20 protein-coding genes are annotated in these 21,679 nt (G+C 68.7%); 13 read left to right on the top strand and 7 right to left on the bottom strand.

Features of this window, described 5'->3' with window-relative positions; translation table 11 throughout:
- The first annotated feature begins 64 nt into the window (after window positions 1–64).
- On the top strand, window positions 65–2,167 hold the full coding sequence (locus EIK80_RS12895; RefSeq protein ID WP_199743467.1) for a lytic transglycosylase domain-containing protein: 2,103 nt from the start codon (window positions 65–67) through the stop codon (window positions 2,165–2,167).
- A gap of 105 nt (window positions 2,168–2,272) precedes the next feature.
- Here the strand turns inward: EIK80_RS12895 and EIK80_RS12890 are convergent, their stop codons facing one another.
- From EIK80_RS12890 to EIK80_RS12875, 4 genes are read right to left on the bottom strand one after another with little or no spacing between them, the layout of a single operon-like run.
- Window positions 2,273–3,028, bottom strand: coding sequence for an ABC transporter ATP-binding protein (locus tag EIK80_RS12890; protein ID WP_125157415.1), 756 nt, complete (start codon window positions 3,026–3,028; stop codon window positions 2,273–2,275).
- Complete coding sequence (locus EIK80_RS12885) at window positions 3,025–4,065, bottom strand: iron ABC transporter permease (protein ID WP_125157895.1); 1,041 nt, start codon at window positions 4,063–4,065, stop codon at window positions 3,025–3,027. The genes EIK80_RS12890 and EIK80_RS12885 overlap by 4 nt, the downstream gene beginning before the upstream one ends.
- Window positions 4,008–4,814: an ABC transporter substrate-binding protein gene (locus EIK80_RS12880; RefSeq protein WP_125157414.1), complete on the bottom strand. Its 807-nt coding sequence runs from the start codon at window positions 4,812–4,814 to the stop codon at window positions 4,008–4,010. Before EIK80_RS12880 ends, EIK80_RS12885 begins: the two co-directional genes overlap by 58 nt.
- 4 nt (window positions 4,815–4,818) lie before the next feature.
- Window positions 4,819–5,454 (bottom strand): TetR/AcrR family transcriptional regulator, encoded by a 636-nt coding sequence (locus tag EIK80_RS12875; RefSeq protein WP_125157413.1) that lies wholly within the window; start codon window positions 5,452–5,454, stop codon window positions 4,819–4,821.
- A gap of 200 nt (window positions 5,455–5,654) precedes the next feature.
- Between EIK80_RS12875 and EIK80_RS12870 the strand changes: the two genes are divergently transcribed.
- The 5 genes from EIK80_RS12870 (at window position 5,655) to EIK80_RS12850 (ending at window position 9,767) form a co-directional block, all read left to right on the top strand.
- Window positions 5,655–7,103, top strand: a complete 1,449-nt coding sequence (locus EIK80_RS12870) for a glycosyltransferase (RefSeq protein WP_125157412.1) — start codon at window positions 5,655–5,657, stop codon at window positions 7,101–7,103.
- A 17-nt stretch (window positions 7,104–7,120) separates the two neighbouring features.
- Complete coding sequence (locus EIK80_RS12865; protein WP_125157411.1) at window positions 7,121–8,032, top strand: class I SAM-dependent methyltransferase; 912 nt, start codon at window positions 7,121–7,123, stop codon at window positions 8,030–8,032.
- Between the two features lie 5 nt (window positions 8,033–8,037).
- Window positions 8,038–8,829 carry an RNA methyltransferase gene (locus tag EIK80_RS12860; RefSeq protein ID WP_125157410.1) on the top strand — a complete coding sequence of 264 codons (792 nt, stop codon included), beginning with the start codon at window positions 8,038–8,040 and terminating at the stop codon, window positions 8,827–8,829.
- Window positions 8,830–8,896: 67 nt separating this feature from the next.
- Window positions 8,897–9,457 (top strand): Panacea domain-containing protein, encoded by a 561-nt coding sequence (locus EIK80_RS12855; protein ID WP_125157409.1) that lies wholly within the window; start codon window positions 8,897–8,899, stop codon window positions 9,455–9,457.
- A complete protein-coding gene (locus tag EIK80_RS12850; RefSeq protein WP_125157408.1) occupies window positions 9,429–9,767 on the top strand; it encodes a hypothetical protein in 339 nt (112 codons plus the stop codon). The genes EIK80_RS12855 and EIK80_RS12850 overlap by 29 nt, the downstream gene beginning before the upstream one ends.
- Here EIK80_RS12850 and hrpB read toward each other — a convergent pair.
- The gene (gene hrpB, locus EIK80_RS12845; RefSeq protein WP_125157407.1) at window positions 9,764–12,205 is read right to left on the bottom strand and encodes an ATP-dependent helicase HrpB; all 2,442 of its coding nucleotides are present in this window, start codon (window positions 12,203–12,205) and stop codon (window positions 9,764–9,766) included. The genes EIK80_RS12850 and hrpB overlap by 4 nt on opposite strands.
- A gap of 179 nt (window positions 12,206–12,384) precedes the next feature.
- Here hrpB and EIK80_RS12840 point away from each other — a divergent pair, with 179 nt between their 5' ends.
- From EIK80_RS12840 to EIK80_RS12820, 5 genes are all read left to right on the top strand, one after another.
- On the top strand, window positions 12,385–14,001 hold the full coding sequence (locus EIK80_RS12840; RefSeq protein WP_125157406.1) for an amino acid permease: 1,617 nt from the start codon (window positions 12,385–12,387) through the stop codon (window positions 13,999–14,001).
- A gap of 75 nt (window positions 14,002–14,076) precedes the next feature.
- Window positions 14,077–14,796 (top strand): MBL fold metallo-hydrolase, encoded by a 720-nt coding sequence (locus EIK80_RS12835; protein ID WP_125157405.1) that lies wholly within the window; start codon window positions 14,077–14,079, stop codon window positions 14,794–14,796.
- A gap of 166 nt (window positions 14,797–14,962) precedes the next feature.
- Window positions 14,963–15,727 carry a response regulator gene (locus EIK80_RS12830; protein WP_125157404.1) on the top strand — a complete coding sequence of 255 codons (765 nt, stop codon included), beginning with the start codon at window positions 14,963–14,965 and terminating at the stop codon, window positions 15,725–15,727.
- Window positions 15,724–17,145, top strand: a complete 1,422-nt coding sequence (locus tag EIK80_RS12825; protein ID WP_125157403.1) for an ATP-binding protein — start codon at window positions 15,724–15,726, stop codon at window positions 17,143–17,145. The genes EIK80_RS12830 and EIK80_RS12825 overlap by 4 nt, the downstream gene beginning before the upstream one ends.
- Window positions 17,146–17,259: 114 nt before the next feature.
- Window positions 17,260–18,057 carry a hypothetical protein gene (locus tag EIK80_RS12820; protein WP_125157402.1) on the top strand — a complete coding sequence of 266 codons (798 nt, stop codon included), beginning with the start codon at window positions 17,260–17,262 and terminating at the stop codon, window positions 18,055–18,057.
- Here the strand turns inward: EIK80_RS12820 and EIK80_RS12815 are convergent.
- Entirely contained in the window at window positions 18,054–18,722 is a 669-nt protein-coding gene (locus EIK80_RS12815) for a DUF1345 domain-containing protein (RefSeq protein ID WP_125157401.1), read from the bottom strand. The two genes, EIK80_RS12820 and EIK80_RS12815, sit on opposite strands and share 4 nt — an antisense overlap.
- Before the next feature lie 118 nt (window positions 18,723–18,840).
- On the opposite strand from EIK80_RS12815, the gene EIK80_RS12810 reads away from it, so the two are divergent.
- Window positions 18,841–18,972: a hypothetical protein gene (locus EIK80_RS12810; RefSeq protein ID WP_125157400.1), complete on the top strand. Its 132-nt coding sequence runs from the start codon at window positions 18,841–18,843 to the stop codon at window positions 18,970–18,972.
- Window positions 18,973–19,012: 40 nt separating this feature from the next.
- The gene (locus EIK80_RS12805; RefSeq protein ID WP_047413350.1) at window positions 19,013–19,219 is read left to right on the top strand and encodes a general stress protein; all 207 of its coding nucleotides are present in this window, start codon (window positions 19,013–19,015) and stop codon (window positions 19,217–19,219) included.
- A 93-nt stretch (window positions 19,220–19,312) separates the two neighbouring features.
- Here the strand turns inward: EIK80_RS12805 and egtB are convergent, their stop codons facing one another.
- Window positions 19,313–21,478, bottom strand: coding sequence for an ergothioneine biosynthesis protein EgtB (egtB, locus tag EIK80_RS12800; protein WP_125157399.1), 2,166 nt, complete (start codon window positions 21,476–21,478; stop codon window positions 19,313–19,315).
- Between the last annotated feature and the right edge of the window lie 201 nt (window positions 21,479–21,679).

Here is a 21,679-nt window from a genome sequence, read left to right as displayed (position 1 = left end):
TCGCATAGGGGCAGGCAGAGTATTCGAGTACAAGGCTCTTCGGGGCCGGTTGATGGAGAGCGTCTTGGCTTCAGTGGTGCGTCGGATTCTGCTCGGGGGAGCTTGCATCGTGGCCGTGGTCGGGGCCGCGGACGCCCAGACGACGTCCGGCTATGCGACCTCGTATGCGAGCCAGCCCGGCCTGATCACCACCCCGCCGACCGCCGTCCCCGGCGCGCTGTCCGACACCGATAGCGCCAACCTGCAGAGCGCCCTGGCCGCCGCCAAGCGCGGCGACATCTCCGGCGCGCGCATGGCCATGGACAGCCTGCAGGACCCGATCGCCAAAAAAATCGCTCAGTGGCAGTTGGTCGACAGCAACGCCGAGGCGATGAGCTTCTTCGAGCTGGACGCCGCCCGTCGCGACCTGGCCGGCTGGCCGCGGGGCGCGCGGCGCGACGCCGCCGCCGAGAAGGCCCTGTCGACCTCGGGTCTGGATCCGGCCCGCGTCATCGCCTGGTTCGGCGGCGCCCAGCCGGCGACGGCCGAGGGCGCCATGGCCCTTGCCTCGGCCTATCAAGCGACCGGCAAGAACCAGGACGCCGCCAACCTGATCCGACGAACCTTCCGCGACAAGGTGTTCGAGGCCGACGCCCAGCGCGGCATGATCGCCCGCTTCGGCGCCATGCTGACGCCTGACGACTACAATCGCCGCGCCGATATCATGCTATACGGCCAACAGGGTCCGGCCACGCGCGAGCTGGTCGCCATGCTGTCCGATACGCAGGCGGCCATGGCCCGGGTGCGGATGGCCTATCGCTCGAACGCGGCGAACGCCAACACGCTCTACAACAACCTGACGCCCGACCAGCAGACCTCGCCTGGCGTGGTGTTCGAGCGTGCGGCCTATCTGCGCCGCGCCGGCATGGACGCCCTGGCCCTTCCGATGGTGGTCAACTTCCCGGTCCCGCCGACCGAGGAGGCCTCGACCGCCATCTGGAAGGAACGCAAGCAGCTGATCGTCTCGGCGCTGAAGTCGGGCAACAGCGCCGCTGCCTACGCCGCCGCCGACAACACCCAGGCCCTGGCCCCGGCCGACATCGCCGAGAGCGAGTTCTACGCCGGCTGGATCGCCCTGACCCGCCTGAAGAACCCGGACGCGGCCGCCGCCCACTTCGCCCAGATCGCAGCCGTCGGCGCCTCGCCGATCACGCGCGGCCGCGCCCTCTACTGGCAGGGCCGCGCCGCCGAGGCGCAGGGCGACCCGATCGCCGCACAGGCCTTCTACGCCGAGGGCGCGCGCTACATCACCACCTTCTACGGGCAACTGGCCGCCGAGAAGGCGGGGCTGAAGGAGCTGCGCCTTGACCGCGACCCGGTCATCACCCAGGCCGACCGCGCCCGCTTCTACGGCCGCGAGCAGATCCGCGCCGCCCGGATCCTGGCCGACATCGGCGCGCGCGATCAGTTCCGCAGCCTCGTGCTCTACATCGACGACACCCTGCCCAACGCCGAGGAAAGCGCCCTGCTGGTCGACTTCGCCCGCGGCTATGGCGACCAGGACCTGGCCATGCGCGCCGTGCGCACGGCCGCCCAGCGCGGCTTCATCCTGACCGAGCGCGGCTATCCGCTGCTGGACCACCATTTCACGCCGGGTCCGGGCGCGGCCGAAACGGCTTTTGTCTATTCAATCTCGCGCCAGGAAAGCAATTTCGACCCGTCGGCCCGTTCGGGCGTCGGCGCGCGCGGCATGATGCAGCTGATGCCGGCCACCGCCTCGATCGTCGCGCGCAAGCTGGGCGAGGCCCACAGCCTCGATCGCCTGTCGGACGCGCCGTACAACATGCGCCTGGGCTCGGTGTATCTGGGCGACATGGTCCGCAGCTTCAGCGGCTCGTACATCATGGCCGCGGCGGCCTATAACGCCGGTCCCGGCCGTCCGGCCCAGTGGGCGGGCCTGTGCGGCGACCCGCGCGGCGCCAGCACCGACCCGCTCGACTTCATCGAGTGCATCCCGTTCTCCGAGACCCGCAATTACGTGATGCGGACCCTGGAGACGACCATGGTCTACCGCGCCCGCCTGAATGGCGGCGTCAGCCCGCTGACCCTGTCGTCTGACCTGAAGCGCGGCGGCTATGTCTATTCACCGTCGGTGGCTTCGGCGGATACCGCGGTCACCCAGCCTTAGAGCCTGTCCGTTTCTGATGGAACCATCAGAAACGGATAAATAGGCTCTATCTCAAACACTTAGAGCGTGACAGCCGAAACCGCTCGCACTTTCGGCTGTCACGCTCTAGGCGCGCCGGGCCGCCAGAACCGGCCCGGCCTGGGTCTCGATCAGTTCGCCGTCCAGCCGGAACACCCGGCTAAGAATGGCCCGCGACAGCGCCTCGCGCGGCGGCCCGTCGGCGACGAGCCGGCCATGATCGACGACGACGATGCGATCGCACGACCGGGCGGCCAGCCCCAGGTCGTGCAGCGTCACCACCACCCCAGCGCCTTTCGACGCTTCGACGCGCAGCAGATCGAGCGTCAGCAGTTGGGCGTCGGGATCCAGGCCCGCCACCGGTTCGTCGGCGATCAGCAGCGGCGCGCGGGTGGCCAGAAGGCGCGCCAGCAGCACCCTGGCCCGTTCGCCGCCGGACATGTCCAGCACGCCGCGATCGGCCAGGTCGGCCGCACCGACGCGGGCCAGGCAATCGATCGCCAAGGCGTCGGCGGCCTCGTCGGCGAGGTCGGTCGCGCCCAGGGCCGCGACCATCCGCGCAGGCAGGTTCCAGGCCACGCGCCGATCCTGCGGCAGGTAGCCGACCAGTCTGGCGCGCGCGTCAGGCTTCAGTTCGGCCAGGATGCGCCCCGAAAGTCGCGCCTCGCCGATCGTCAGCGGCAGCAGACCCAGGCCCGCGCGCAGCAGGCTGGTCTTGCCCGCGCCGTTGGGGCCGACAACGCCGACCACCTCGCCAGCCGTGACGGTCAGGGACGCGGCCTCCAGCACCGTCTTGCGGCCTTGCCGGGCGGTGACCGCGCTCAGGGTCCAGAGCGCGCTCACGACCGCCAGCTCCGCGAGGCCCGCCAGGCCAGCAGGGCGAAAGCCGGCGCGCCGAACAGGGCGGTGACGACGCCCAGCTTCAATTCCTGCTCGGTCGGGATCAGACGGGCGGCCAGATCGGCCAGCACCAGCAGCAGCGCCCCGGCCAGGGCCGAGGGCCACAGGATGCGCCTGGGGTCGTCCTTGACCAGGGCCCGCACCAGGTGCGGCGCGGCCAGACCGACAAAGCCGATCACCCCCGCCGCCGCCACGCCCGCGCCCGTCAGCAAGGCCGAGCCGGCCACGGCATGGATTCGCAAGCGCGCCATCGGCAGGCCCGACATCCGCGCGGCCTCCTCGCCCAGGGTCAGCATCCGCAGCCCCTTGCCGGCCCGGATGCAGAGCGCGGCGCCGATCATCATCGGGATCAGCGCCCGCAAGGCGTCATGCCAGTCCCGGTTCTCGACCGAGCCCATCAACCAGGCCAGGATCTCCGCCGTCGCCACCGGCGAGGGCGAGAGGTTGAACACCAGCGCCGTCAGGGCGCCGCCGAACGCCGACAGAGCGACACCGAACAGGATCAACGCCTCGGGCTCGCGGAACCGCGCGGCCAGCGCCACGACCATGGCGCCGGCGACCAGGGCCCCGGCCAGGGCCGAGAGCTCGATCGCGCCCGGCAGCACGGCCAGGCCCGCCGAGATGGCGACGGCCGCGCCCAGGCCCGACACCGCCGACACGCCCAGCACGCCCGGATCGGCCAGCGGATTGCGCAGCAGACCCTGCATGGTCGCGCCCGACAGGCCCAGAGCCGCGCCGATCAGGGCGGCGACGGCCACGCGCGGCGCGCGGACGGTCCACAGCACCTCGCCCGGCGGCGAAGCAGGATGGCCCAGCGCCTGGGCGTATTGCGCCAGCGAGAACGGCGTCTCGCCCAGCGACACGGCCAGGACCGCCGCGAGCGCCAGGACCAGCAGCATCAGGAGACAGAGGCGCACCAGGCTCATCGCGCCGCCTCGGCCAGGGCGAGCGAGCCGTCGGCCGCGAACCAGGCGCCGCAGCCGACCACCGCCGCCGGCAGCGACGCCACCGTCCGGGTCCTGATCGCGCCCTGCAGCGCCGCATGGCGCCCCGGTCCCCAGCGGTCGGAGCCGGCGCGGGCCATGTCGAACAGGCCCAGCACCACGGCGGCCGGCGGGGTCATGACTATCCGCTCCAGCGACACCGGCGCGAAGTAGGGAGAGGTCGTGGCGTTCGAATAGCCGGCGGCCTTCAGCATGGCGTCGATCAGGGTGCTGGACCCCGCCGTGTAGCCGCCGGGAGTCAGGTAAAGCGCCGAGCGCCCCCGTCCCGCCTCGGCCGCGCGGGCCAGCTTGGCGTCCATCGTCGCGACCAGCGCCTCGCCCTGCGGCCGACGCTCCAAGGCGACCGCGACCTTGCGGATATTGGCGCGCACGCCGGCGAAGTCGGACGCGTCCTCGAGCGCCACGGTCGTCACGCCCTTGCCCAGCAAGGCCTTGGAGAGGCGCGCGTCGCCGCCCCACAGGCGCACCACGACATCGGGCTTGGCGGCCACCAGGCTCTCGAAAGTCGCCCGCCTCAGCGGAAGGCCTTTGGCTGAAGCGCGCATGTAGCTGTCGGGCGAGACGGCGCGATGCGAGAGGCCGACGATGGTCTCGCGCGGCGCCAAGGCCAGCACGTACTGATCGGCGCAGGAGTCCAGCGACATCACGCGCGGAGCCGCGGTCGCCGCCTCTGGGACAAGCGCCATCGCCGCCAGAAGCGCGCACAGGGCCTTGGCGGCGTTCATGAACTCAGTCCGTGACCAGGCCGTACAGCAGACCGTCCAGCATGATCTTCATCAGCTGATCAGCATCGGACCAGTTACGCGAAGGCTTGGTGATCAGCAGCGACACCAGGCCATGGCAGCCGCTCCACAGTACTTCGGCGGCCTGCACCGCCGAGCCCGCGCGCAGGCGGCCCTGGGCGGCGATCTGGTGCACCGGCTCGCTGAACTTCTCGAAGCAGCGGTCGCCCAGCGCCAGCACGTCGGTGATCTTGTCCTGAGAGACGAGATCGCCACTGCTGCAGAACACCAGCTGGTACGTATTGGGATTGTCGAGGGCGAACTTCATGTACGCCTCCATCATCACCCGCACGCGCGAGACCGGGTCGATCGGTTGGGCCGCGATTTCCGTGTTGAGTTCCAGCAGACGCTCGATGGCGTCATTGCTGATCTCCAACAGAATCTGGTCCTTGTCGCGGAAGTGCATATAGAGCGCGGTGGACGACACCCCCACGGCGTCAGCGATCTTGCGGATCGTCGCGCCCGAATACCCTTCGGCGATGAAGATCGTCTCGGCCGCCGCCAGGATCTCGCCCCGACGCAAGTGCCCGTCGCCCTTGGGCTTTCGGGCGGACTTGTGAGGCTTCTTCAGAACGACCGTCACGGACTTGGCTTTCCCTGCGTTTCCTCCGACCGACACTAAACGGGAATCACCCAGTCGTCGCAAGAACGTGCGTGGAAGGAGAAACCGGCCTCGCGCGCGCGAAACAACATCCCAAAACGAGCATTTTTACCATTTGACACTTTAAGGTTGAGATTCGTTTATCTGCGTCGTTGGGGCGACAAGCGTATCCAGGGGCATCCATGGCGCGCGAAGACAGACGGCTTGAACCGGCGCTCGCGCCGGCATGCGGACCTGTGTCCGTTGAGTGGATCGAGCGAGTAGACGCCTCGATCGGGCGCGACGGCGCGCACCAGACACTGTCCCGGGGCCAGGCGGCCTGCATTGGCCTGGCCGGCCTGCTGACGGCGATCGGCGTGGCGCTGAGCCCGCATGCCGCATTGATAGTAGCGCACCATCTGTTCTTCGCCGTCTTCCTGCTCGGCGCGTTGACCCGTCTGGCCGCGGCCTGCACGCCATTGCCGCCGACCGTCGCCCCGCCGCTGGCCGACGCGGACCTGCCGACCTACACGATCATCTGCCCACTCTATCGCGAGGCCGAGGTGGTCGTCGAACTGGTCCAGAGTCTTCAGGCGCTGGACTATCCGCGCGAGCGCCTGCAGGCCCTGATCGTGCTGGAGGCTGACGACGACCTGACCCTGGCCGCGGTCCGGTCCCTGTCGCTCCCCGCGTTCATCCAGGTGCTGGTCGTCCCGCGCGGAACGCCCCAGACCAAGCCGCGCGCCTGCAACCACGCCCTCGAACGGGCGCGCGGCGAGCTGGTGGTGATCTACGACGCCGAGGACATGCCCGACGCCGGCCAACTTCGGGAAGCCGCCGCCCGCTTCGCCGCGTCGGACATGAACCTGGCCTGCCTGCAGGCCCCCTTGAGGATCGAGGACCCCGGCTTTTCGCTGTTCCTGCCCTCGCAGTTCCGGTTGGAATACGCCGCCCATTTCGAGGTGCTGCTGCCGGCCCTGGTCCGATGGGGCCTGCCCTTTCCGCTGGGCGGCACCAGCAACCACTTCAGGACCGCCATCCTGCGCGACCAGGGCGGGTGGGACCCGTACAACGTGACCGAGGACGCCGACATCGGCTTTCGCCTGGCCGCCGCCGGCTACCGGCTCGGCGTGATCGACCGGCCCACCTGGGAGACGGCTCCGACCACCTGGGGACAATGGCTCCCGCAGCGGGCGCGCTGGATCAAGGGACACATGCAGACCATCGCCGTCTGCCTGCGCGGCCCCGTCCCCGGCCAACCGCGCAACGCCGTGGCCCTGGCGCTGACCCTGGCTCAGTCGGTCGCCTCCTCGCACCTGCACGGCCCGATCATGGCGGCGATGGTCGTGCTGGCCGCGATCGACTTCTGGCCGGACGCCCGCCTCACCATAGCGTCGGCGGACCTGACGCTCTACGCCCTGGGCTGGGGCGCGTCCGCCATCGCCGGCGCGCGCGGAGTCATGCGGACGCGGGCGAGGCCCAAGTCGCTGCATCTGTTCGGCATGGTGTTCTATTGGCCGCTGCAGAGCCTGGCGGGAATGAAAGCGCTCTACCAGTTCGTCACGGCGCCGCATCGCTGGGACAAGACCCTGCACGCCCCGCGTTCCGGCGGCCACTCCGCCCCCCACCACACTGGACCTTTGGGGCCGTAAGGCGGTATGGGCGGGCGATGGCTCCGAAGATTGCTCCCGCCCCCATCGTCATGCGCACCACCGGCTGGGCCGACTACGCCCTGCTGGACAGCGGTCACGGCAAGAAGCTGGAGCGCTATGGCCGCTACACGGTCGTGCGTCCCGAGCCGCAGTGCTTCTGGGAGCCGCGCCTGCCGGCCAGGGTCTGGGAAAACGCAGACGCCGTCTTCGACCCCACCGACGAGGACGAGGCCGGTCGCTGGCGCTTCAAGGGCAAGCCGATCGAGAAGTTCGACCTGGCCTGGGGCGAAGCGAAGTTCCACGGCCAGTTCACGCCCTTCCGGCACCTGGCCTTCTTTCCCGAACAGGCCGCCAACTGGGCCTGGCAGGACGAACGCGTCCGCGCGCTCTCAAAAGGCTCGGGACCTCAGCCCAAGGTGCTGAATCTGTTCGGCTATACCGGCGTGGCCTCGCTGGTCTGCGCCGCCGCCGGCGCGGCCGTCACCCATGTCGACGCTTCCAAGAAGTCGGTCGGCTTCGCCCGCGAGAACGCCGCCTTCGCCGGCCTCGCCGACAAGCCGATCCGCTGGATCGTCGAGGACGCCCGCAAGTTCGTGGCCCGCGAGGTCAGACGCGGCAACAAGTACGACGGCATCATCCTGGACCCGCCCAAGTTCGGGCGTGGCGCCGATGGCGAAGTCTGGCGGCTGTTCGAGGACCTGGCCGCCCTGACCAGGGACTGCGCACAGCTGCTCAGCGAGGACGCCTCGTTCCTGTTGATGAACGCCTATGCCGCCCGCGTGTCGGGCGCGGCCATGTCGGGCCTGCTGGCCCAGGAGTTGGAGGGGCGCGGCGGCGTCATCGACTGGGGCGAGCTGTCCCTGGTCGAGGAGAAGGGCGACCGCCAGATCGGCCTGTCGTTCTTCGCCCGCTGGTCGTCCGAGGGATAAGGGACATGAACGCCAAGACCGTCACCTCCCTGACCAACAACACCGTCAAGGCCGTCCGCGCCCTGCACATGCGCAAGGAGCGGGAAGAGAGCGGCCTGTTCCTGGCCGAGGGTCTGAAGATCGTCATCGAGGCGATCGACTGCGGCCACGCGCCCAAGATCGTCATGTACGGCCCGGACGCCGCAGACCATCCGATGCTGAAGAAGGCGGTCGCCGCGTGCCTGAAGGCTGGCGGCGAAGTCATTGAGGTCAATCGCGAAATCCTTGAGAAGGTCTCGCGCCGCGACAATCCCCAAGCGGTCGTCGCCGTCTTCCGCCAAGTCTTCACCTCGCTATCGGCAATCGTGCCCGAAAGCGCCCCCTGCTGGGTGGCCATGCAGGCCGTCCGCGATCCCGGCAATCTGGGCACCGTCATCCGCACCGCCGACGCGGCCGGCTGCGGCGGTGTGATTCTGGTCGGCGACTGCGTCGACCCCTATTCGGTCGAGGGCGTGCGGGCGACCATGGGCTCGATCTTCGCCGTGAAGATCGCCAAGGCCACCATCCCCGAGTTCCTGGCCTGGCGCGAAACCTGGCCCGGCAGCGTGGTCGGCACCCTGCTGACCGCCACCGTCGACCACAAGTCAGCCGACTATGTGAAGCCGTCGCTGATCCTGATGGGCAACGAACAACAGGGCCTGCCGCCCGAACTGGCCGCCGCCTGCGACGTCAACGTCAAGATCCCCATGCGCGGCCGCGCCGACAGCCTGAACCTGTCGGTGGCGACGGGGATCATGATCTACACGGTCACGGGATAGGTCTTGCGGCCTCGCCTCCGATTCCGATCTATGCTACCCATAGAACAAAGTCGGAACTGGAGAGTCGATGAACGCCTTCGCGACGAACCCATCGATCGCTGGCCCCGCGACGTCCGCGGCGGCCGTCGCTAACGAATTCCTTGATCTAGCCGCCAGCGAAGCGACAGCTATTGATCAGATGAAGCTGCAGAAGCTTCTTTTCTACGCCCACGCTTGGCATCTGGCGATGAACGATCGCCCGCTGTTCGAGGACGACTTCGAGGCTTGGCCCTGGGGTCCAGTTGTCCGAGACATATACTCGCAAACCCGAGGCTATGGCCGCGCACCTATAACTGGCCGCCTATCGGAACTGCAGAAAGTAGGCGGCAACCTTCTGGATTGGAGATTCTCAACTCCAAAGGGTGTCGAAGACAAAGAATTGAAGGAGTTCGTCCGACAGGTTTGGGACAGCCACAAGAACTACTCAGGCGTTCAGCTGTCTAACTCCACGCACGCTGCCGGAGAACCCTGGACGATAATCAAAGATCGGTATGGAAGCTTGGATTCGAAACCCAAGATTCCAAACGATGTCATCGCGACCATCTTCAAGAAGAAATTGGATGGTGGCCGTGAAAATCCCGCCGCCTGAGAACCTGTCTCCCACACCCGACGAAGCGACGAAAACTGGTCTGTCGGACTACACGGGCGGCTCCGCGAATAAGCGGGTGCTGCACATAAATCTGGGTATTTTCAAATACGGCACAGACGACAAGTCGCACGCTGCGGCCCTTGTCTTCGCGCTAATCCTATTGATTGCACTGCTAGGTATCGTCGTCGCTGGCTTCCACGTGGAAAACGCCGCCTGGGCAGACAAGTGTTTTGGTTGGCTCGGAAGCGCCTTCCTTTTTGTCGCCGGAGTGGCGCTCGGTAAAAGTTCCAGCAAGAGATCCGACGATTAAGTCCCGCGCGGCTTGGCCCGCGTCGTCGGGGCGGCGGCCGCCGGATCGTCTGGCCAGACGTGGCGAGGGTAGCGCCCCTTCATCTCGACCTTCACCTCGCGCCAAGAGCCCTTCCAGAAGCCGGGCAGGTCGCGGGTGATCTGGATCGGCTTGTGGCCGGGAGACAGCAGCGACAGCACCAGCGGGACCTTGCCGCCGGCGATGCTGGGGTGCTCGGTCAGGCCGAACAGCTCCTGCACCCGGATGTCGATGCGCGGGCCGGCCTCGGCGGCGTAGTCGATGGCCACGGTGGTGCCGGTCGGAGCCTTGAAGCGGGCCGGCAGCATCTGGTCGACCTTCTGTTGCTGGTCCCAGGGGACCAGCGACCGGATCGCGCCGTCCAGGCTGCTCTCATCAACGCTGGCCAGGGACGAGCGGCCGTGCAGCAGCGGCGCCAGCCATTCGTCGAGGCGGGCGACCAGGGCGGCGTCCGACAGGTCGGGCCAGGCCTCGCTGTCCAGGGCGCGCAGGAAGGCCACGCGACTGCGGAAGCTCTCGACGCCCTGCCCCAACCGCAGGCCCGATAGTCCGTCGGCCCGGACCTGATCCATCAGGGCGCCGGCGATCAGGGCCGGGTCGGGATTCTCGATCAGCCGCTCTTCCAGCACCAGCCGGCCCAGGCGCAGCAGGCGCTTGGCGCGGACCTTGCCGCCGGCGGTTTCCAGGCGATCCTCGGCTGCGAGCCGGTCGGAGAAGGTCTCGCGCAGGCCGGTCTCGGAAACGGCGGCGGCCAGCAGGATGCGGTCGCGGCTGTCGCCGCCGCCCAGCTCGCCCACGGCCAGCCAGGCCTCGCGGGCCAGAGGATCGGTCGGTTCCAGATGGACGCCGCGCCCGCTGGCTAGCTGGAACTCGCCCGGCTTGCCGCGCGCCTTGGCCACCCGCTCGGGATAGGCCTCGGCCAGCATCAGGCCGATCTCCAGGTCGGGCGCCTTTGACGGCCGGCCCGCCGCGCGGCTCCACCGCTCGACCAGGGCCATGGCGTCGCGGGCGCGCGGCGAGCGGTCGCGATGCAGGTTTTCCAGCCGCCGACGCAGGTCGACGTCCTTGCCGCCAAGACCCTGTTCGGTGAGCACGGCGGCGATCTCGGCGGCCTCGCGCGCCTGGCCCGAGGCGGCGGCGCGGACGACCATATGCGCCAGGCGGGGCGGCAGCGGCATCTCGGCCAAGGCCTTGCCGTGAGCGGTCAGATCCCCCTGCCCGTCCAGCGCCTGGATGCGGTTCAGCAAGGTTCGCGCTTCGGCGAAGGCGGCGGCGGGCGGGGGATCCAGAAATGTGAGACCAGAAGGGTCGCGCGCGCCCCAGCGGGCCAGGTCCAAGGCTAGGCGCGACAGGTCGGCCTCCAGGATCTCGGGACGCGCGAAGGCCGGCAGCGAGCGGGTCTCCGGCTCGTCCCAAAGGCGGTAGCAGACGCCCGGCTCGGTCCGTCCGGCGCGGCCCCGGCGCTGGTCGGCGGCGGCGCGGCTGACGCGAACGGTGTCCAGGCGGGTGATGCCCGAGGCCGGATCGTAGCGCGGCACGCGGGCCAGGCCGGCGTCGATGACAACCCGGACGCCCTCGATGGTCAGGCTGGTCTCGGCGATCGAGGTCGCCAGCACCACCTTGCGGCGTCCCGCTGGCGCGGCGGCGATGGCGCGGTCCTGCACGGCCGGCTCCAGCGCGCCGTAAAGCGGCGCGACGTCGACATCCGGCCGACGGAGGCGCTCGTTCAACCAGCTCTCGGCGCGGCGGATTTCGCCCTGGCCGGGCAGGAAGACCAGGATCGAGCCGGTCTCCTCCGCCAAGGCCCGCTCGACGGCGCGGCCGACACGTTCCTCCAGCCGCTGGCGCTCGTCGCGCCCGAGATAGCGCGTGTCGACCGGGAACATCCGCCCCTGGCTCTCGATCACCGGCGCGTCGCCCAGCAGAGCCGAGATTCGCGCGCCGTCGAGGGTCGCCGACATGACCAGCAGGCGCAGGTCGTCGCGCAGCACGCTCTGGACGTCGCGCGCGAAGGCCAGGCCAAGGTCGGCGTCCAGGCTGCGTTCGTGGAACTCGTCGAACAGCACGGCCGCGACGCCGTCCAGGCCCGGGTCGTCGAGAATCATCCGGGTAAAGACGCCTTCGGTGACGACCTCGACCCGCGTCCTGGCCGAGACCTTGGACTGCAGGCGCACCCGGAAGCCGACCGTCTCGCCCACGGATTCGCCGAGGTTCGCGGCCATGCGCGCGGCGGCGGCGCGCGCGGCCAGGCGGCGAGGCTCCAGGACGATGATCTTGCGGCCTTGCGTCCAGGGCTCGTCCAGTAGCGCAAGAGGAACGGCCGTGGTCTTGCCCGCGCCGGGCGGCGCGACGAGAACGGCGGTCTCCCGTTCGGCGAGGGCGCCTTTCAGCGCGGGAAGGGCCTCGAAAATGGGCAACATTGCGCCCGCTTTAGCTGGCGCGGCCCCCGTCGCCAAGCAGGGCTGGACTAGCCAGGCTCGCGGAGAACATTTACGCGCTTCCGTTGCTCGACCTTGACCCCATGCTCATAAACGGGTCACGGTCCGCAAAATTTTCTAAAGGCGACCCCCGGGGGGAGTCTTGCCTATCAGGAGGAACTATGTGGCGCGTAAAATCGCTTGATGCGATCCTAGCGACGGCTGAGAAAAAATCCCTTCACCGCTCGCTTGGTCCCGTGCAGCTGACGCTGCTGGGTGTGGGCGCGATTATCGGTACGGGCATCTTCGTTCTGACCGCCGCCGCCGCCCAGAAGGCCGGCCCGGGCATGATGTGGTCCTTCGTGATCGCCGGCGCCGTCTGCGCCTTCGCCGCGCTCTGCTATTCCGAACTGGCCTCGATGGTGCCCGTCTCGGGCTCGGCCTACACCTATTCCTACGCCGTCATGGGCGAACTGCTGGCCTGGATGGTCGGCTGGGCGCTGATCCTGGAATACGCGGTCGCCGCCAGCGCCGTCTCCGCCGGTTGGTCAGGATATTTCCTCGGCTTGATTGAAAACGCGCTCGGCTTCCAGTGGCCCGAGCTCCTAAGGCAAGGCCCCGCGTGGTCGATGAACGGCTGGATGCCGGTCGCCGACTTCAGCCACGGCATCGTCAATGTTCCCGCCATCGTCGTGGCGCTGGCCGTGACGTCCCTGCTGGTCGTCGGCACGACCGAAAGCGCCACCGTGAACGCCGCCCTGGTGGCCATCAAGGTGACCGCCCTGACGGTGTTCATCGCCCTCGCCCTGCCGGTCCTCAAGACCGGCAACTTCTCGCCCTTCGCCCCGAACGGTTGGTTCGGCCCGGCCGGCACCACCGGCATGGGCATCGTCGGCGCGGCCGCGTCGATCTTCTTCGCCTATGTGGGCTTCGACGCGGTGTCGACCGCCGCCGAGGAGACCAAGAACCCGCAGCGCAACGTCCCGATTGGCCTGATCGGCTCGCTGGCCATCTGCACGATCTTCTATCTGCTGGTCGCCGCCGGCGCGATCGGCGCCATGGGCGCTCAGCCCGTGCTCGGCGCTGACGGCTCGGCCGTGCAGCCCGGCTCGGCCGCCTTCGTCGCCGCCTGCGCCCTGCCCGCCAACAAGGAAGTGCTGGTCTGCTCCAACGAGGCCTTGGCCCATGTGCTGCGCCAGATCAACTTCCCGCTCGTCGGCAACCTGCTGGGCCTGGCGGCCAACCTCGCCCTGCCCTCGGTCATCCTGATGATGATCTACGGTCAGACCCGGATCTTCTTCGTCATGGCGCGCGACGGCCTGTTGCCGGAAAAGCTGGCCGCCATCCATCCCAAGTTCAAGACACCTCACATCGTGACCATCTTCACGGGCCTGTTCGTGGCCCTGGCCGCCGCGTTCTTCCCGGTCGGTCAGCTGGCCGACATCTCGAACTCGGGCACGCTGTTCGCCTTCTTCATGGTGGCGATCGCGGTGATGGTCCTGCGCAAGAAGGATCCGACCCGTCACCGTCCGTTCCGCACCCCGTTCGTCTGGGTCGTCGCGCCGATCGCCCTGATCGGCTGCGCCGTGCTGTACTTCAACCTGCCGTTCGAGGCGATGATGGTGCTGCCCGTCTGGGGCGCTCTGGGCCTGGTGATCTACTTCGCCTACGGCTATCGCAAGAGCCATGTCGGCCGCGGCCTGTTCGACGTTCCGGAACTGGATCCGAACGCGCCGGCCACGGGCGTCGCCCCGATGCCGGGCGCTCCGGCCCCCGGTTCGAAGGAAGAGCGTTCTTGATCTTCGGCCGCTAGGCTTTAGGTCAGGAAGGGCGGGCGCTTCGGCTCCCGCCCTTTTCTTTTGGAGGTCGCCTCGATGACCCAAGCGTCCATGCCCATCGCCGCCGTGATCGCCCCGGTCACGCCGCTGCAGCAGAACTGCACGATCGTCTGGTGCACGAAGACGCTGAAGGCCGCGGTGATCGATCCGGGCGGCGAAGTCGACCGCCTGCTCAAGGCCATCGCCGATAAAGGCCTGACCCTGGAGAAGATCTGGATCACCCACGGTCACATGGACCACGCTGGCGGCGCGGCCGAGCTCAAGGCCCGCACGGGCGTTCCGATCGAGGGCCCGCACAAGGACGACCAGTTCTGGATCGACCGCATCCAGCAGTCCGGCGAGCAGTACGGCATGCCCGAGGCGCGGATCTTCGTCACCGACCGATGGCTGGACGACGGCGACAAGGTCACGCTGGGCGAGACCGAGTTCGAGGTCTTCCACTGCCCGGGTCACACGCCGGGGCACGTGGTGTTTTTCCATCGCGACACCAAATTCGCCCAGGTCGGCGACGTGCTGTTCCAGGGCTCGATCGGCCGGACGGACTTCCCGCTGGGCAATCACCAGGATCTGATCGACTCGATCACCCATAAGCTCTGGCCGCTGGGCGAGGACGTGCGGTTCGTGCCTGGCCATGGACCGATGTCGACCTTCGGGGCCGAGCGGCGGAACAATCCGTTCGTGGGCGATCGGGTGGTGGCGGCGATGCAGGCGCAGGGCGCGGCCTACCAGGCTCCAAAGAACCATTCGCCGGGCTGAGGAGATCCGACCCGTTCAAGGGGGGAAGGACGGGCCGGATCTCTTGCCGCCGGCGCGTCGGGTGGGGGATGACGCGCCGCCGGTGCGACATTGGATCGCATGACCGGGTTGCGTCGCTGTTTCAGCCGTGAAATCTGAACGTGACGGGGGCGTGACAGGAAATCGCATGGAAAACGTCCAAAGCACCGCCCAGAGCGACGCCGACGCCCAGCGCGGGGCGGCGCCGCGCATCCTCATCGTCGACGACGATCCCGGCATCCGCGACGTCGTGTCCGATTTTCTCAGCCGTCACGGTTACGCCGTCGAGACGGCCCAGGACGCCCGCACCATGGAGCAGGTCCTGGCGCGCGGGCCAGTCGACCTCGTCGTGCTGGACATCATGCTGCCCGGCGAGGACGGCCTGGCCATCTGCCGCCGCCTGTCCTCGACCAGTGACGGCCCCGCGATCATCATGCTGTCGGCCATGGGCGAGGACACCGACCGCATCGTCGGCCTGGAGCTGGGCGCAGACGACTATCTGCCCAAGCCCTGCAATCCGCGCGAGCTGCTGGCCCGCGTCCGCGCCGTGCTGCGCCGCCGGCAGGAGCCGCGCGCGGTCGACGACGCCATGGGCGCGGCCTGCGAGTTCGCCGGCTGGCGCCTGGACCTCGTCCGCCGCGAACTGCGCTCGCCGCAGTCGGTGGTGGTCAATCTGTCCAGCGGCGAGTTCTCGTTGCTGCGCGCCTTCGTCGAGCGGCCCCAGCGGGTCCTGACCCGCGACCAGCTGCTGGACCTGGCGCGCGGCCGTGACAGCGACGCCTATGACCGCGCCATAGACGTCCAGATCAGCCGCCTGCGCCGGAAACTGGACGACGGCGGCGGCAGCGAGCTGATCCGCACCATCCGCAGCGAAGGCTATATGTTCACCGCCAAGGTCGTCCGCACCCCATGACCCTCTTCCGGCGCGGCGCGCCGCTGTTCGTCCAGGCCCTGGGGCTGGTGATCGTCACCCTGGTGGCGGCCCAGCTGATCGCGATCGCGGTCATCTTCACCCTGCCGCCGCCGCCGCCGGAGTTCTATCGGTCCAGCGAGATAGCGCGCGCCCTGAAGACCGGCCAGCCGGTGCAACCGCGCGACGGCCGTCTGCTGGTGATCAAACAGCGCGTCACCCTGCACCCGATGGGCCAGGACACGCCGCGCCGGATCGACTTCAAGACCGATATCAGCCGCGCCGTCGACGTGCCGGTGAACCGTATCGAGCTGCAGATCGACAATGGTCCGCGCTTCTTCGTGCGCCGCACGCCCGTGACGCCGCCCAAGCCCGATGAGCCGCCTCGCGGTCCCGGCGCCCGCGAACCGTTCGCCCGCGAGGGCGGCGGCCCCGGGGGGCCTGGTGGTCCGCCAGGCGCGCGCGGCAAGGGCGTCGACGAGCCCCTGATCTTTGGCGACTTCAAGCTGGGCGTGCGCCAGAGCGACGGTCGCTGGCTGGTGGTCGAGCCCAAGCCGACCTTCCGCTTCGACAGCTGGCAGCAGCGCGTGCTGCTGATCCTGTTGCTGTCGGTGATCGCCGTGACGCCGCTGGCCTGGCTGTTCGCCCGCCGCCTGGCCCAGCCGATCACCGCCTTCGCCGACGCCGCCGAGCGCCTGGGCAAGGATCCGCGCACCCCGCCGCTGAGCATCTCCGGCTCGGGCGAGGTGGTCGCCGCCGCCACGGCCTTCAACATGATGCAGGAGCGCCTGCGCCGCTATGTCGAGGACCGCACCGCCATGGTCGGGGCCATCGCCCACGATCTGCGCACCCCCCTCACCCGCCTGAAGTTCCGCATCGAGGCCGTTCCCGACGACATCCGGCCCAAGCTGGCCGCCGACATCGACCAGATGGAGGCGATGATCGCCGCCACCCTGGGCTTCGTGCGCGACACCCAGCGCCCAGCCGAACGCACCAAGCTGGAGCTGTCCTCCCTGGTCGAGAGCGTCATCGACGAGGCCGCCGAGACAGGCGGCGACGCCACGGTCGAACGGACCGAGAAGACCGTCATCGAGGGCGATCCGGTGGCTCTCAAGCGCCTGGTCGCTAATCTGGTCGAGAACGCCCTGAAATACGGTGTGCGAGCCCGCGGACGGGTCTATGCCGAGGACGGCATGGCGATCATCGAGATCGACGACGACGGTCCGGGCGTGCCGCAAGGCGAGCTGGAGCGGGTGTTCGAGCCCTTCTATCGCGGCGAACCCTCGCGCAACCGCGAGACGGGCGGCAACGGGCTGGGTCTGGCGGTCGTCCGCTCCCTGGCCCGCGCCCACGGCGGCGACGTCATGCTGGTCAACCGTCCAGGCGGCGGCCTGCGGGCCAGCGTGCGGCTTCCAGCCTAGCAAATACGGCGGAAACGGACGGCTTTGTTGCGGCGGCGCAAGGCCGAGCGCGCGCCTGACATCACGGCGACATCCCAACAGGCTTCAAAGCTTGGCTGGATGGAGATTTGCCGGATGACATTTCGCTCGCTTGGCCTGACGGCCGTCCTCGTCGCCACCCTGGCCGCCTGCGCCAGCGCGCCGCCGGAACGTTCGGAAGGCCATCGTGGTCCTGGCGGACGCGGCGGCCCGACCGGCGAGGGAGACGGCGCGCCGATGGCCGGTCCGCAACTGTTCATCAGCCCGGCCGGCGAGCCCTTTCGCGCCCCGCCCGGCGCGCCCTACCCAGTCTCCGTTTGGTTCGAAGGCGCCGACGCCAACCATGACGGCGCCCTGAGCCGCGACGAGTTCGTGGCCGACTCCTTGCGCTTCTTCGGTGTGGTCGACACCGACCACAATGGCGTCATCGACGGGTTCGAGGTGGCGGCCTACGAGCAACACATCGCGCCCGAGATCATCGGCGGCGCGGCCCCCGGCGGGATGCGGCGCGGTCCGCGCGGCCTGGGCGTTGCCGAGGGTCAGCAAGACGGTCCGAGCGACGACGACATGGCGCCCGGCCGCCGCCGTCCGCAGAGGACGAACGTCCTGCAAGGCGCCTCGCTGTTCGGCCTGATCGCCGAACCCGAGCCGGTCATGGCCGCCGACGGCAATTTCGACCGACGGATCACCAAGGACGAGGCGACCAAGGCGGCCAAGACCCGCTTCGCCCTGCTCGACACCGACAAGGACGGCCTGCTGAAGCTGGCCGAACTGCCCAAGACGCCGGTCCAGGGCGGCCTGCGCCCCGGCGCGGGTCCGGGCGGCGGCAAGGGCGGCCCGATGGGCGGACGCGGCGGCGGCCGAGGCGGTCCGGGCGGCGGCCGGCGCGGCTAGCTTCCGACCAGGCTGGCGATGATGTTGATCCCCAGCGCCAGGATGGCGGTGTTGTAGAAATAGGCGGCGGCCGCGTGGGCCGTCACCAGCTTGCGCAGCTTCGAGGTCAGGATGCTGTTGTCCGACACCTGGAACGTGGCCCCGACGCTGAAAGCCAGATAGGCGAAGTCCATGTAGCCGGTCGGTTGTTCTCCTGGGAACTCAATGCCCGGCTTGCCGGACCCGTCGCCGAAATTGCGGTGGGCGTAGTGCAGAACGAAGGCCGACTGCAGCACCAGCCACGACAGCACCAGGGTCGCGCCGGCGCAGGCGGTCACGAAGGCCTTTGTGTCGCCCGAGGCGTGTTTGGCCGCGATCATGGCGTCGACCACCGCCCACAGGCTGGCGGCGATGGCGGCCAGGACGATCAGCAGCAGAATGGGGACGCCCTCGTCCTCCTGGGCGGCGCGCGAGCGCACCTTGGCCTCGTCGGCCTTCAGAAAAAGCGTCCATGTCGTCAGCAGATACACGGCCGCCGCGGCGTCCCAGCCCAGAAGAAGGTGCGCGGCATGCGGCGCGCCCAAATATTTCGCCGTCAGCCACACAGCGATCCCGACGCCTTGGGCGGCGGCTAGACGCCAGTGCGACGCGGCGCGGCTCACCAACTGTTTGGGCTTGCGGGCCATTCTCCGGCGACTCCTCGAACGGGCGCTTGTCCCTGTGCGGCGTAATTAGTGCGAACTCACGGTGAACCGAAAGCGTCTTCGCTGGTTACTTCACCGGAACGCGCAGGAAACGACGCCAGTGACCGACCCAGACGCCCCGCCCCCGCCCGAGCCCAAACCGCCCGAGTATGAGCCGGGTGTCGTCCCCGTCGAGGAGCCCCCAACCTCGCCGCCGGTCGATCCAGGGGACGACCGTCCCTATGACGCCTGATCCTTGCTCGTGCCGCCTGTGACCAGACTAGGAGCCCCACATGGACACCGATAGCGAACGTCCCCGCGGTCGTCGCGGTTTCGCCGCCATGGACCCGGAACGCCGCCGTGAGATCGCCAGGAAGGGCGGAGCTAGCGTGCCCAGTGAGAAACGCAGCTTCGCCAAGGACCGTGATCTGGCGGCCAACGCCGGCCGAAAAGGCGGATCTTCTTCACGCGGCGGTCGCCCCGGCGAGCGCGCGCTTTAGAAGACGATAGACCAACGACCTTGACGCGCCGGTCTCGATTTCTCGAAACCGGCGCGTCTTCGTGTGTCTGGATGGCGCGCCCCCATCGCCCAATCAGGCGGTCAGCGCATAAACCGCGAAGGTCGGGCTCTCGCTGATCCAGCGCTGGGTCACGGTCCAGCCGGCGCGGCGGGCGATATTTTCGAAGACCTCGGACGGATACTTGTACGAATTCTCGGTGTGGATGGTCTCGCCGGCGGCGAACCGGAAGCCGTAATCGCCGACCATGACGATCTGGTCGCGCGTACTTTCCAGATGCATCTCGATGCGGCTCTCCCGGGCGTTCCATACCGCCTTGTGCGCGAAGGCGGCGGGGTCGAAGTTGCCGCCCAGCTCGCGATTGATGTGAACCAGGACATTGCGGTTGAACGCTGCGGTCACGCCCTGGGCGTCGTCATAGGCCGGGATCAGCACGGCCGGATCCTTGGCCACATCGGCCCCGACGATGAACAGCGAACCCTCGCCCAACAGGGCTCGAGCCTGACGCAGCAGGGCCTCGGCCTCGTCCGGCGCGAAGTTGCCGATCGTCGAGCCGGGGAAGAAGCCGACGGGCGTATGGCCCTTGGCGCCGTCAGGCAGGGTCATGGCCTGAGTGAAGTCATCGACCAACGGGGCGACGGCCAGGCTCGGATAGTCCTGTCGCAGGCTCGCCGCGGCCTCATCGAGGGCCGAAGGGCTGATGTCGATCGGCGCGTAGACGGCGATCTGAGGCGCCGCGTCCAGCACGATGCGGGTCTTGGTGCTGGCCCCGCTGCCGAACTCCACCAGCACGGCGTCGTCGGGGATGCGAGCGGCCAGTTCCGGCGCGATCCGGCGCAACAGCGCCGTCTCGGCGCGGGTCAGGTAGTACTCCGGGAGCTCGCAGATCGCCTCGAACAGGCGCGAGCCCTCGGCGTCATAGAAGTATTTGGCCGAAAGGGTCTTGGGCGTGGCCGACAGGCCGGCCACGACCTCGTCGCGGAAACGGTCGCCCGGCTTGACCTCGCTCAGGCGATCATCGTCGGCCAGACGCACGCCACCGAACATCCAGCGGCTGCCCGGATGGAAGAAGTTGCGATAGGTCGCGCGCGAATGGCCGGGCGGGGTGGCCTCGCAGCCGCCGCGCAGCACCATCTGGCTGACCATGAACTTGCCGTTGTATTCGCCCAGCGCGCCCGGACCGGGGCGGAAGCCCGGATAGGCGCTGTAGGCGCTGGCGGTCCACTGCCAGGCCGCGCCGCACAGTTGGCGAAGCGCTGACGGAGCGCCGGTGGCCGTGGCGGCGGCTTCCCATTCGGCCTCGGTCGGCAGGCGGCGGCCGGCCCAGGCGGCGTAGGCCGCGGCCTCGTAGTAGCTGACATGCATGACGGGTGCGTTCGGATCGACCGGATGACGGCCGCGCAGCGTCATGGTGGTCCAGTCGCCGGTCTCGTCGCGGCGCCAGTAACCCGGAGCCTCCCAGCCTTCCTCATTGACCTTGGCCCAGCCCTCGGAGAGCCAAAGCTCGGCGCGGCCGTAGCCGCCAGCCTCGATGAAGGCCAGCCACTCGCCATTGGTCACCAGGCGATCGGACAGGCGGAACGGCGCGACATAGGTCTTGTGGCGAGGCCGCTCGTTGTCGAACGCGAAGCCGTTCTCGCAGGCCCCGATCTCGACCAGGCCGCCGGCGAAGCGGTGGAAGCGCTGCGGGCCCGGATCCGGACGCGGGGTCGCGGCGCCGGGCTGATAGGCTGGACTGAGCGGCGACTGGGCGAACAGATGCAGGATATCCATCAGGATCAGCTCCTGATGCTGCTCCTCGTGGTTCAAGCCCAGTTCCAGCCGCTCGCGGATCTCGGGCGTCAGCGCACCGGCCAGCAGGCGCACCATGGCCGCGTCGACATGGGCGCGATAGGCGCTGACCTCCTGGGCCGACGGCCGGGTCAGCAGACCGCGCTGTGGCCGCGGCTGCCGGGGACCGACGGCTTCGTAGTACGAATTGAAGATGTAGCTGAACCGCGGATCGTGAACCGCGTAGCCGGTCAGGAACGGCGTAAGCAGGAAGGTCTCGAAGAACCAAGTCGTATGGCCACGATGCCACTTGGTCGGGCTGGCGTCGGGCATCGACTGGGCCGACTGGTCCTCGGGCGACAGCGGCGCAGCCAGAACCTCGGTGCGACGTCGCACGCGGCGGTAGAGGTCGATCAGGACATCCGCCGAAGTATCGGCGAGATCCGTCACGGGCATTTCGTCCGGGATCATGGTGGCTCCTGCGAGCTAAAGCGGCGCTGGGCCAAGGCCCAAGTCGATGACAACGTTCCGAGAACTTCGGTGTTCCGCTTCGCCGTGACAACCGCGCGCGCCTCGCGCTGTTGCCACTTCATGGCAGCAGGTCTTCCACAAGCCGAACGCCACGCTCCAACAACACGATTTTTTTGCGGCCAGACTTGAGGGTTAGTCCCC

Origin of the sequence: Caulobacter sp. 602-1 (assembly GCF_003931565.1) — a bacterium.
GTDB lineage: Bacteria > Pseudomonadota > Alphaproteobacteria > Caulobacterales > Caulobacteraceae > Caulobacter.
This window is presented reverse-complemented; position numbering and strand designations above follow the sequence as displayed.